The 11,484-nt window shown below is 71.4% G+C and carries 10 protein-coding genes and 1 pseudogene; 4 read left to right on the forward strand and 7 right to left on the reverse strand.

The features are described 5' to 3' along the window. Nucleotides 1-1,332 (forward strand): GTPase-associated protein 1-related protein (locus tag CLM62_RS27215; RefSeq protein WP_257004112.1); only part of this gene is annotated, 1,332 nt, incomplete at its 5' end. A gap of 85 nt (nt 1,333-1,417) precedes the next feature. On the opposite strand, the gene CLM62_RS27220 is transcribed toward CLM62_RS27215, so the two are convergent. Further along, nucleotides 1,418-2,020 (reverse strand): TIGR03086 family metal-binding protein, encoded by a 603-nt coding sequence (locus tag CLM62_RS27220; protein WP_095752558.1) that lies wholly within the window; start codon nt 2,018-2,020, stop codon nt 1,418-1,420. Nucleotides 2,021-2,086: 66 nt separating this feature from the next. Between CLM62_RS27220 and CLM62_RS27225 the strand changes: the two genes are divergently transcribed. Next, nucleotides 2,087-2,497 carry a VOC family protein gene (locus CLM62_RS27225; protein ID WP_095752559.1) on the forward strand — a complete coding sequence of 137 codons (411 nt, stop codon included), beginning with the start codon at nt 2,087-2,089 and terminating at the stop codon, nt 2,495-2,497. 3 nt (nt 2,498-2,500) lie between these two features. Here the strand turns inward: CLM62_RS27225 and CLM62_RS27230 are convergent, their stop codons facing one another. Then, nucleotides 2,501-3,046: a DUF1697 domain-containing protein gene (locus CLM62_RS27230; protein WP_095752560.1), complete on the reverse strand. Its 546-nt coding sequence runs from the start codon at nt 3,044-3,046 to the stop codon at nt 2,501-2,503. Nucleotides 3,047-3,431: 385 nt separating this feature from the next. Between CLM62_RS27230 and CLM62_RS27235 the strand changes: the two genes are divergently transcribed. Further along, nucleotides 3,432-5,684 carry an MMPL family transporter gene (locus CLM62_RS27235; RefSeq protein WP_095752561.1) on the forward strand — a complete coding sequence of 751 codons (2,253 nt, stop codon included), beginning with the start codon at nt 3,432-3,434 and terminating at the stop codon, nt 5,682-5,684. Between the two features lie 80 nt (nt 5,685-5,764). Here CLM62_RS27235 and mgt read toward each other — a convergent pair. The 5 genes and pseudogenes from mgt to CLM62_RS27260 all read right to left on the reverse strand — a co-directional run bounded on the left by mgt (nt 5,765) and on the right by CLM62_RS27260 (nt 10,500). Next, nucleotides 5,765-7,007 (reverse strand): annotated as a pseudogene (gene mgt, locus CLM62_RS27240) (macrolide-inactivating glycosyltransferase). 108 nt (nt 7,008-7,115) lie between these two features. Further along, entirely contained in the window at nt 7,116-7,658 is a 543-nt protein-coding gene (locus CLM62_RS27245; protein ID WP_143659157.1) for an SMI1/KNR4 family protein, read from the reverse strand. Nucleotides 7,659-7,700: 42 nt separating this feature from the next. Further along, a complete protein-coding gene (locus CLM62_RS27250) occupies nt 7,701-8,321 on the reverse strand; it encodes a hypothetical protein (RefSeq protein WP_095752564.1) in 621 nt (206 codons plus the stop codon). Further along, nucleotides 8,318-9,757: a cell wall metabolism sensor histidine kinase WalK gene (locus CLM62_RS27255; protein ID WP_095752565.1), complete on the reverse strand. Its 1,440-nt coding sequence runs from the start codon at nt 9,755-9,757 to the stop codon at nt 8,318-8,320. Before CLM62_RS27255 ends, CLM62_RS27250 begins: the two co-directional genes overlap by 4 nt. Before the next feature lie 50 nt (nt 9,758-9,807). Then, nucleotides 9,808-10,500: a response regulator transcription factor gene (locus CLM62_RS27260; RefSeq protein ID WP_095752566.1), complete on the reverse strand. Its 693-nt coding sequence runs from the start codon at nt 10,498-10,500 to the stop codon at nt 9,808-9,810. A gap of 93 nt (nt 10,501-10,593) precedes the next feature. On the opposite strand from CLM62_RS27260, the gene CLM62_RS27265 reads away from it, so the two are divergent. Beyond that, a complete protein-coding gene (locus CLM62_RS27265; RefSeq protein ID WP_095752567.1) occupies nt 10,594-11,454 on the forward strand; it encodes a DUF3152 domain-containing protein in 861 nt (286 codons plus the stop codon). Nucleotides 11,455-11,484 lie beyond the last annotated feature (30 nt).

Raw genomic sequence — 11,484 nt, forward strand, 5'->3', positions numbered from 1 at the left:
GCCGATCTCGCCCGTGAGCTGGCCCCCGCGCTGCGCGACGGCCTCGCGGACGCGCACCAGCCGGCCGCCGGACGGCCGCTCGCCCTGCTGCATGTCGCCGACCTGCTGGACATCGACTGCCAGGACCTGCTCCCGGACCTGGCCGGGCGGCTGGCGTGGGAGTTGGTGGGCGAGGACCCTGCCGGAGCCTCCGGCGGGGCAGGCCGCGAAGACCGCACCGCCGCCCCCTGCCCGCCCGCCCTCCTCGACGCCGTGCACGGGCACCCCGCCCTGCGCATCGCCCTCTTCGGTGCCCTCGACGCGCTGGCCGCCGCCGATCCGGCGGTCGCCGCGCGGAAGCTGGCGGGGTCGGAGCTGCCCGTCACGCTGCAGCCAGGTTTCCCGCACCTGCGTATGTGCGTCACGGCGACACCTTCCGACGCCCCGGGCGACCGGCTCGCGCGGTTCCACGGCGTTCTGCGGACCGCGGGGGTCTCCCCGCACGCCGACACGGCCGTGTTGCGCACCGCGCTCGGACTGGTGTGGGCCGCCGGCGCGCTGCCGACCGGGCAGGAGGCAAGCCTGCTGCTGAACGAGCTGGGTTCCGACACGCACCGCGCGGCCGGCACCCGGGACCTGCTGATCGAGGCCGCCCTCGCCGCACCCGCCGACGACCCCGGCGTTCCGGTCCTCGCCACCGACCTGCTGCGCTGCTTCGGTACGGAACTGCGGCCCGGGCAGCGTACGGCCCTGCTCCTGCTGGAGTTCGCGGGCCTGCTCGGCACCGAGCGCGAGGGCGAGCAGTGGGTCGACCGGGTGCTGGCGCTGCGGGACTCGGCGACCGAATCCGTTCCGGACACGGTGACCGAGCGGGTCTACGGCGCCCTCGCCCGGCGGCTGTCGGAAGGGACGGCTCCCGAGAACGAGGTCTACTCCCTGGCCAGGTCGGCCGAGCCCGGGCTGCTCGCGGCGTACGAGCGCGTCGGGCGCTCGGACCATGTGGGCGACCGGCTGCGGACCGTGCCGTCGTACGTCGCCGCCCGCTTCTGCGACTGGAGCGCGTACCCCGGCACCCACCCCGACTGGGACGCCACGCGCACCACCCTGCTGACCAAGGTGCTGCGGCCGGTCGTGCGGACGCTGCCCGCCGAGGACCACGCCGAGATCGAGGCGACGCTGGGCCGCGCGGGACGGGGCAAGCTGGACGCGTGGCGCTCCTGGAACCGTCCCGGCGCGCTCGGACGGCTCGCGGAACGACTGTCCGGACGCGGCCGTCGCACCGAGCCGATCGCCGGCCCGGTCCCCGGTCGGCACGGGGACATCGAACCGCCGGCCGGTGGAGGCCACCGATGAACCTGCGCGCGTGGACGCGGTGTCGGCGACACGTCCTCAGAGCCTGTGTCACATCCCCGGCACACCGGAGATGTGACACAGGCTCTCAGCCGCCCGACACCCCCAGGGGCCGCTGCGACGGGTCCCGGCCGCTAGCGGCAAGGGCACGGTCGAACACGGGCGCGTCGTCCGGCACGGGTACCGGTTCGGCGAAGCCGTCGTACTGCCGATAGAGGTCGCCGTGGGTGACGACCACGTCGAGGACCAGGCGGGCGACGCCGTCCGAGACGTGGAACTCCTGGCCGGTGGCCGTGGCGACGTCCCAGCCGTGCACGGCTGTCTCCTTGATGATCAGCGAGGCGAGTTCGGGGGCGGGCATGCTCCCCATGCCCAGGTCCACCTCGCCCTCCCACACCGCCGGATCGGCCCAGGCGGCGACCGCGCGGTCCAGCTGGGCGGCGTACGCCTCGGCCCAGTCCGCCTCGGCGGTGAAGTCGCGGGCGGTCAGTTCCTCGGGGAGCTGCTTGCGCAGGGCGCGGTGCTCCAGGCCGTGCGAGGTGTACAGGACCCAGTGGTTGACCAGGGCGCGCACGTCCCAGTCCGAGCAGTGGGTCGGGTCGCCGAGCCGCGCGGCCGTGACACCGCGCGCGACGCGGGCCGCCTCGGCGGCGCATTCGGTCATGTACGGGTGGAGGTCGTCCTTGTTCATGCACGTCACGCTAGGGAGGGCGCGCCGAGGCCGCTTGAACAAACGCGACACGCCTAGGCTCCTCGTGTGACCGTGACCTTCTACGCCGTGACGCTCGACTGCCCCGACACCGATCAGCTGGCCCGCTTCTACCAGGGTTTTCTCGGGGGGCGCCGGATCGTCTCCGACGAGGGCGAGTACGCCGTACTCGTCCTGGAGGGCGGTACCGTACGGCTCCACTTCCAGAAGGTGGGCAATCCGCGGCCGCTCCGCTGGCCGGACCCGGCCGCCCCGCGCCGGCAGCATCTGGAGTTCGCCGTCGACGAGAGCCTGGACGAGATGGAGCGACGGCTCGAACGGCTCGGCGCGCTCGTGCCCGAGCAGCAGCCCGGCGGCGACCGGTTCCGGGTGTTCGTCGACCCCGCCGGCCACCTGTTCTGCCTGGCACCGCGCGAGACGACCCAGCTCACTCGGGAGATGCTCGATTCCGCGCTCTGACAGCTACTCGGTCAGCTCCACCAACTTGAGCACCGTGTTCCAGTTGCGGCTGGTGGCGATCACGCCCTTGTTCAGCCGGGGCTTGGAGAGGTGCTCGGCCAGCTTGGAGCGGCCCAGGCCGTTCGGGGCGTAGAGGTAGAGGGCGCGGTCACCGAGGCGGAACTCCTCGGGGAGGTAGGCGGCTTGGTCGATCTCCGCGAAGCGCTCGGCGTCGACCGGGGCGGAGAAGTAGGTGACGTGCAGTTGCTTGGCCTCCAGCTCGGCGGCCGGGAAGGGGCAGGCCTCGACGACCGCCATCAGATAGGCGTGGTCGCGGACGATCACGTCGACCGCGAAGCCGAAGCGCTTCTCGATCGCCTGCGCGAGCTCGGCGGCCAGGGACTCCTCGTCCCCGTGGCCGCTGGTGAACACGGCCTGGCCGCTTTGCAGATACGTACGGACGCCGTCGTACCCGAGGCCTTCCATCAGCGCGCGCAGTTCGGCCATCGGCACCTTCTTGCTGCCGCCCACGTTGATTCCGCGCAGCAGCGCCGCATACCTCGTCGTCATCCGCACACGATAAAGCTGCCGTCGTGCCCCGTGGGGGTGGGCACGACGGCCGGGTCCGCGCGTGGGACTGTGCGGAACTCTGGCCGATCCGGAGGGCGAGATTCAACCGCGGCACACAGCTGTGACTCATTCAACAAGGTCGCGTCACGACAAAGCGGGTCGCTGCCGACGGACCGGACACCCGGATCTTCATCCCCGAGAAGACCAGGTAGGTGTAAGGGACCATCATCCTCCCCAGTGGGGAGAGTGCGGGGACCGAGGGGATGACTTCGGCCCGTCGCGCTTCACCGGGCAGCACGACGAGATGGCTTTATCCGGCCCATACCTTCGAAGTGAAAGGTGGCGGCAGGGGGCCGCCACCGCTCACCGAGGGGGCAAGCCCGTCATGGGGAACGGAGATACACGGGTGCGGGGGTTGGCCGCCCGGGCCGGCGGCTGGAGTGCTCAGCATCGATGGGCTGCCGTCGGCATCTGGGTGCTGTTCGTCGTCCTGGCGATGGGGCTCGGGTCGGCGGCGGGCCGGGTCGACGTCGACCAGAGTGAGGGGCTGCCGGGCGAGACGCACACCGCCGCCCAGATCATCAAGGATGCCGGGATCGACGAACCGGCCAGTGAGACGGTGCTGATCCAGGCCAAGGACGGCGGCGTCAAGGCCACGGACGCCGAGTTCCGCGCCGCGGTCACCGCGGTCATGGACGCCGTGGACAAGACCGGCGAGGTCACGGACGTGACCTCGCCGTACGACACGGACACGATCTCGAAGGACGGCCGCAGCGCGCTGGTGCAGTTCGACATGCGCGGCGACTCCGACACCGCGGGCGAGCGGGTCGAGCCGGTGCTGAACGCCGTCGAGGACGTCCAGAAGAAGCACGAGTCGCTGCGGATCGAGGAGATCGGCGGCGCCAGCATGATGAAGACGTTCGACGACGCGTTCGGGGACGACTTCCAGAAGGCCGAGTACTCCGCGGTGCCGGTGGCCCTCGGCATTCTGCTCATCGCCTTCGGCGCGCTGGTGGCGGCCCTGCTGCCGGTGCTGCTGGCGATCACCGCGATCATGGCGACGATGGGCCTGATGGGCCTCGTCAGTCATGTGATGCCGATGAGCGAGACGGCCAACTCCGTGATGCTCCTTGTGGGTCTGGCCGTCGGCGTCGACTACTGCCTGTTCTACCTGCGCCGCGAGCGCGAGGAGCGCGAGGCGGGACGGGACCCCCAGACGGCGCTGCGGGTGGCCGCCGCCACCAGTGGCCGCGCGATCATCGTCTCGGGTGTCACGGTGTGCGTGGCGATGGCGGGCATGCTGTTCACCGGGCTCGCCGAGTTCGAGGCGATGGGCCTGGCCTCGCTGATGGTCGTGGCGGTCGCCATGGTCGGCTCGGTGACCGTGCTGCCCGCGCTCCTTTCCCTGCTGGGCCACCGGGTCGAGAAGGGCCGTATCCCGTTCCTGCGGCGGCGTCGCCGTAACGGCGGCAACGGCGAGAGCCGGTTCTGGACGGCCGTTCTGAAGGGCGTGCTCGCGCGGCCCGTCATCTCGGTCGTCGTGGCGGCCGGGGCGCTGCTCGCCATCACCGCTCCCGCGGTCGGCATGAAGACGCAGAACCTCACGCTGGACCAGGAGTTCGGCGACTCGCTGCCGATCGTGCAGACGTACAACCGGGTCAACGACGCCTTCCCGGGCGGCTCCGAGCCGGCCGAGGTCGTCGTCAAGGCGGACGACATCAACGCGCCCGAGGTGCAGGGCGCCCTGGCCGAGTTCAAGGAGCGGGCCGTCGCTTCCGGCGCCTCGCGCGGCCCGGTAGAGATCAAGCTGCACGACAGCCAGAACATCGCCTTCGTCTACGTCCCGCTGGTCGGCGGCTCCGACCTGGACAAGGCCGGCGAGAACCTGTACAAGCTGCGCGACGAGGTGCGGCCCGCCACGCTCGGCAAGGTCGACGGCGTCGAGGCGCCGATCACGGGACAGGTGGCCGGTTCGAAGGACTTCAACGACCAGCTGGCCGGAGCCGTCGTCCCGGTCTTCGCGTTCGTCGTGGTCTTCGCCTTCGCGCTGATGCTGCTGTCGTTCCGCTCGCTGACGATCGCGATCACCTCGATCGTGCTCAACCTGCTGTCGGTGGGCGCGGCCTACGGCATCCTCGTCGGGGTCTTCCAGCACGGCTGGGGTGCCTCGCTGGTGGGCGCGGAGGGCGTCGGCGCCATCATCACCTGGCTGCCGCTGTTCCTCTTCGTGATCCTGTTCGGTCTGTCGATGGACTACCACGTGTTCGTGGTCTCGCGGATCCGCGAGGCACGGATGCGCGGCCGCAGCACGAACGAGGCCATCAAGCACGGTGTGGTCACCACCGCCGGTGTCGTGACCAGTGCCGCCGTCATCATGGTCGCCGTCTTCGCGATCTTCGGCACGCTGTCCATGCAGTCCATGAAGCAGATGGGCGTCGGCCTCGCGGCCGCGGTGCTCATCGACGCGACGATCATCCGGGGTGTGCTGCTCCCCGCGGTGATGGCGCTGCTCGGCGAGCGCAACTGGTACCTGCCGAAGTGGCTGCACCGGCTGCCGGACCTCACTCACGACGAGTCGCCCGAGGCCATGGCCCGGCCCGTGGCTCGGGACGGCGAGGGTGAGCGGCTGGGGGTCTGAACGGCCCTGCGGGGGATGAACTCCCTGTGACTGAGGGCCCGTTGGCTACGGGGGAGCCAACGGGCCCTCTTCTGCGCCCGCTACGCGGGCAGTTCGGCCTCGATGAGGTCGGCCGCCCGCTTCGTGCCGCCCTCCTGCGCCATCTCCGCCTGGATGCCCTTGAGCCGGCGGGCGACCTCGGGGTCGTCGACCAGCGCGAGGGCGGCCTCCCGCAGGGCCTGAGCGGTCGCCTCCTCGGTCGGAAGGTGGCGGGCGACGCCGAGGCCCTGGAGCAGGTCCGCGTTGCCGAACTGGTCCACGGCCTGCGGTACGGCGATCATCGGCGTGGCCGTGGCCAGGCCCTCCTGGCTGCCGCCCGCACCGGCGTGCGTGACGAACAGGTCGGCCTGCTTCAGGACCGCCAACTGCGGTACCCAGGACCGCACTTCGACGTTCGCCGGTACGTCGCCCAGCTCGGCCGGGTCGACGTGCTTGCCGATCTGGAGCACCAGGTGCCGGCCCGGCAGGTCCCCGAAGGCCTTGACGCACTCCCGGTAGAAGCCCGGCAGCTTGGTGAAGGCGGACCCGAGCGACACCAGGACCACCTTCTGCGCACCGGCGGGCCGCTGCCAGTCGCCCTCCGCGCTGCGGTCGCCCTGGCAGGCGCCGACGAACGAGTACACGCTCTCGTCGACCCGGTCGGCGTTCGGCTGCAGCGCCCTGGGGATCAGGACGAGGGAGCGGGCGGGACGGCCCACGAACGGGTCCGGGTGCTGCGTGATCCCGTTCTCCCCCAGCCAGGCCTGGAAGCGGGCGTAATAGGCCTGCCCGCGCTCGGTCTTCTTCGGCTCCTCCCACATCGGCTCGGCGACCTCCTCCTCATAGCCGTCCCAGGCGACGAGGTTCGGCGACAGGGAGATCGCCGGGACGCCCCAGCGGTGGGCGAGGACCCGGGCCGGGTAGGAGGTGATGTCGTGCAGCACGAGGTCGGGCTCGTCGCCCTCGTACGCCTCGATCAGCTGCGGCAGCGCCTGGATCGCGTCGGCCAGGAACGGCTCCACGTTGTCCAGCAGGGTGGTGCCCCAGGCCGCCGGGTCGTCGTCGGGCCCCGGCAGCGTCGAGTTCCAGAGCTTCACCTCGGCACCGGTCCCGGCGACCTTCTCCGCGAACGCGGGCGGGATGGCGTACGTGACCCGGTGCCCGCGCGCGACGAGCTCGCGGATCACCTCGAGGCTCGGGTTCACGTGGCCGTGGGCGGCGATGGAGAACATGGCGATGTGGGCGCGGGTGGTGGTCATGGCATCGACAGTAGACGAGACGAGACGTCTCGTGCAACCCGAATATCGAGGCTGATATCCCAACTGCTGCCCACGCAAAACGCTCGGCTGGGAAACCCCAGCCGAGCGCCTGCATGAACTGCTCGCGGCCTGAGCCGCGCTTACTGCGGGGGCGTCAGCCCCGTGCCTGGAACGTCACCTCACTCACGCCCCAGAGGAACTCGCCGCCCAGCGGGTTCTCCGGCCATTCGGCACGGAAGTTCCGGACGAGGAACTCCACCATCCCGCAGTCGTAGCGGCTCCACAGCGACCCGTTGCGCTGATAGACCACGACCGGCCACTTGGCGGGATCGTCGTCCGACGCGTCCCAGCACAACATGTCCGCGGTGGCGTCGACCCCCCAGGTGATCAGCATCGGAGAGGTGCCCTCCAGCTCGGGGGTCTTCTCCTCCGTCTCCCAGTCGGCCTCGGCGTTCGCCGTCTCGATCACCATGCCGTCCCGCGGTGCCTGTTCCAGCGGCACCTTGGGCTCCGGCCTGCCGATCGACAGGTAGTTCTGCACCGCGCCGGCGCCGTAGACCTCCATGAAGTGCCGGTAATCGAGCGGGAACGGCTTGCCCCACGACGCGGTGAGGGCGGCCCAGTCGACCGTCGTGCCGCCGTCGGCCGGCGGAGGCATGAGCCGTCGCAGGGCGTCCAGGTCGGTCGGCTCACTCATCGGTACCTCGCTCTGTGTCACTTCGATCCTCATCGGCCCGCGTCATGGGGTGCTCCCCGTGGGTGTCGGCGCACCGCCGCTGTCCATCTGTGTGCCGAGATTGTCTCCGGCGGGGCAGTCCTCACTGGATCCCTCGACGCGTCGGCCGTCCGGGCCTGTGACGGTGACGGTCCCCGGTTCGCCCCCGGGATCGGCGACGCGCTGCGCCCTGACGGCCGTGCAGATCAGCTGGGTTAACGCGAGATCGGGCACCTCCGCGGACAGTTCGAGGGAAACGCGGTCGCCCCGCGTGGCCACCTTCACGAAGTCCGGCGTCTGAGCCGCCTGCGGAAACCGCGTGGCGAGGCCGGTGGGCGGCGCTGCCGGGACAGCCGTCGGCAGCCGTCCGGGCAGCGGCAGCAGCGTGGTCACGCCCTGGGCGCGTTCCGCGTCGCTCGGGCCCTGGAGCAGTACGTCCACGGCCGACTCGACGTCGACCGGCGCGACGGTTCTGCGGGGGACGGCAAGCAGGGTGCCGTCCATCACGAGGTAGATCCGTATCGTGGGCACGACCCCACTGGCGGGCCCGCCCGCCTCCACCACGCCGGTCGTGGGGACTCCGCAGGAGACGAGGGCGGAGAGCGCCGTGAGGACGAGCGACGCGGATCGGCATACCGCTCTCAAGATCGGTTCTCCTGCGGCGAGATGTCCCGCCACAGCGGGAGTTCTACGGTGAAGACGGCGCCGCCCTCCGGACGGTTCGCCGCGCGGACCGTGCCGCCGTGCACTCGGACGTTCTCCGCGGTGATGGCGAGGCCCAGGCCGCTGCCCCCGGTCCTGGTGCGGGCGGTGTCGGACTTGTAGAAGCGCTCGAAGACGTGGGGCAGCACGTCCTCGGGGATGCCGGATCCGCTGTCCAGGACTTCGATCACGGCAGACCCGGGGTCTTCGCCCTCGTACAGGCGCAGTTGGACCGGTCGGGCGCCGTGCCGGAGGGCGTTGCCGACCAGGTTCGCGACGATCACGTCGAGGCGGCGCGGGTCGACGCGTCCGCGCAGGGCGTCGGGCGGCGGCAGGCGGGTGTCCACCAGGTCGGTCCAGGCGCGGGAGGCGAGCGTGCGTCTCAGCGATTCGGCGAGGTCGATCTCGTCCAGGTGGAGCACCGCCGCGCCCGCGTCGAAGCGGGAGATCTCCATCAGGTCGTCCACCAGCCGGGCCAGTTTCACGGTCTCCTCGCTGATCAGCCGGACCGCGGTGGCGGTGTCGGGGTCGAGGCCGGCGGCGTCCTCGTCGAGGACGTCGGTGACCGCCGACATGGCGGCGAGCGGGGTGCGCAGTTCGTGCGAGACGTCCGCGGCGAACCGGCGGGCCCGGGCCTCCATGCCGCGCAGTTCGGCGACCGACTCCTCCAGGGCGGCGGCGGTCTCGTTGAACGTGTGGGACAGGTCGGCGAGTTCGTCGGAGCCGTCGACCGCGAGCCGGGTGTCCAGCCGTCCCTCGGCGATGCTGCGGGTGGCGTGGCGCAGCGCGCGCACCGGCCGCAGCACTCCGCGGGCGGCGAGCAGCGCGAGCAGCACGGCGAGGCCCAGGGCGGGGACGGTGGCCCGTTGGATGGCGGTGACCAGGGCGTCGACGTACGCCTGTTCCGTGGCCTGGGGCACCGTCAGGAAGACCTGGACGCCGGACGCGATCCGGCCTTCCCCTTCGGGCGTGGCGAAGATGACCGACATACCGACGACGAGGGAGGTGTGGTCGCCGCTGTTCACCCGCTGGAAGACGGTGGCCGTGCTGGAGTCGACGGCCGCGCGCAGGGCGGGCGTCAGCTCCTCGAACGGGTCGTCGGGGGCGGAGGTGGCGCGCAGCCCGTCGTAGGCGACCAGCACCCGCCAGGTCCCGGACGGTTCGGCGGCGGCCACGTCGGCCGCGAACAGCCGCAGTTGGGCCTCGCTCGGTGGGAAGCCGAGCCCAGGTGCGAGCCGGTCCACCTGGGTGCGCAGCAGCTTGATCACGGTGTCCTGGCTCTGCTGGAGGACTCCGGTGCGCGCCTCCCGGAACGTCAGGGCGCCGGTGGTGGCGGCGGTGAGCGCGGCGACGAGGGCGAACGCCACGATCAACCGCATGCGCAGGCCGCGTAGTTGCGGGGCTCTGACCCGGGTTCTGGCCGAGAGCCTCACCGGGCGGCGAACCGGTAGCCGAAGCCGCGCACGGTCTGGATGTAGCGCGGGTCGCGCGGGGGTTCGCCCATCTTGGCGCGCAGCCGTTTGACACAGGCGTCCACCAGGCGCGCGTCGCCGTGGAAGCTGTGCTCCCAGACCGCCTCCAGAAGTTGCTGCCGGCTGAACACCTGGCCGGGCGAGGCGGACAGGGTCAGCAGCAGCCGCAGTTCGGACGGGGCGAGCGCGACCGGCGCGCCCTGCCAGGTGACCGAGAGCCCGGCCCGGTCGATGGCCAGATCCCCGTGCGTGTCGATCTTCGGTATGCCTCCGTCGCCGGGCGCGCCGGCCGCCCGGCGCAGCACGGCACGGATGCGCGCCTCCAGCACCCGGGCCTGCACGGGCTTGACCACGTAGTCGTCGGCCCCGGCCTCCAGTCCTACGACGATGTCCTCGTCGTCGCCCCGCGCGGTCGCCATGATGATCGGCAACGTCTGGTCGAGGGCACGCATCCCACGGCACACGTCCAGTCCCGGCATGCCCGGCAGCATCAGGTCCAGCACCACGACGTCCGGCCGGAACGACCGCAGCCGCTCCAGCCCCTCCTCCCCCGTCTCGGCGGCGGCGACCTCGTGGCCCTGACGGCGCAGAGCGAGGGCGACGCCCTCCCGGACGGCACGGTCGTCTTCGATCAGCAGAACTCGTGGCATGGATTCAGTATCGAGCCCCCAACAAACCTCCGTTACCAATTCGTTGCCATTCGAACCAGGTTCGATCACATGGCCACCACAACCTGAACGACCATGACCGCGCACAAAGCCACACCGTCCCGCAGCCGCCGCCGTCGGAGCGGCCCCGCGCACGCGTCGGCGCGCGGCCGGAAGGGGCCGTTATGGGGCGGGCTGGCCGCGCTCACCGTCCTGGGCGCCGCCGGTTTCGCGGCCGTGGGATGGACGTCTCCGAACAGGGAAGAGGCGCCGAAAGAATCCCGCTCCACCGCGCAGGCCAAGCCGGTGGAATCCAGCCCGGCGCCCGCCGCGCAGCCGCCGCGCAGCCCCAAGCCCTCACCCAGTCCGTCCGCCCCGGCCAAGCCCAAGATCCCGGCCACGGGCCCGGGCACCTTCACCACCGCGTCCGGCACCAGAGCCAAGGCGGGGAAGGGCACGACCCTGCGCTACCGCGTCGACGTCGAGGACGGCATCGACCTGTCCGCCGCGGACGTCGCCAAGCAGGTGGAGCGCATCCTGGGCGACCGGCGCGGCTGGACGGCGGACGGCCACTTGGCGTTCCAGCGGGTCGCGGGCGGCGCCACCGACTTCGCCGTACGGCTCGCGACACCCGGGACCGTGGACCGAATCTGCGGGCAGTACGGGCTGGACACCGGCGGCGAGCTCAACTGCAGCGTGTCCAAAAACGTGATGGTCAACCTCGAACGCTGGCTGCTCGCAACTCCCGTCTACGCCAAGGACGTCACGGCCTACCGAGCGCTCATCATCAACCACGAGGTCGGCCACTTCCTCGGCCACGGCCACGTCGGCTGCCCCGGTCCGGGGAAACCGGCCCCCGCGATGATGCAGCAGATCAAGGGCATGCACGGTTGCGTGCCCAATGTCTGGCCTTACGACGAGGAGGGGCGGTACGTCACCGGGCCTGCCGTCCCCTGAAGCCTGGGGTCTTTGGTGTCCTTGGGTTTG

The organism is Streptomyces sp. SA15, from assembly GCF_002291145.1.
Lineage (GTDB): Bacteria > Actinomycetota > Actinomycetes > Streptomycetales > Streptomycetaceae > Streptomyces.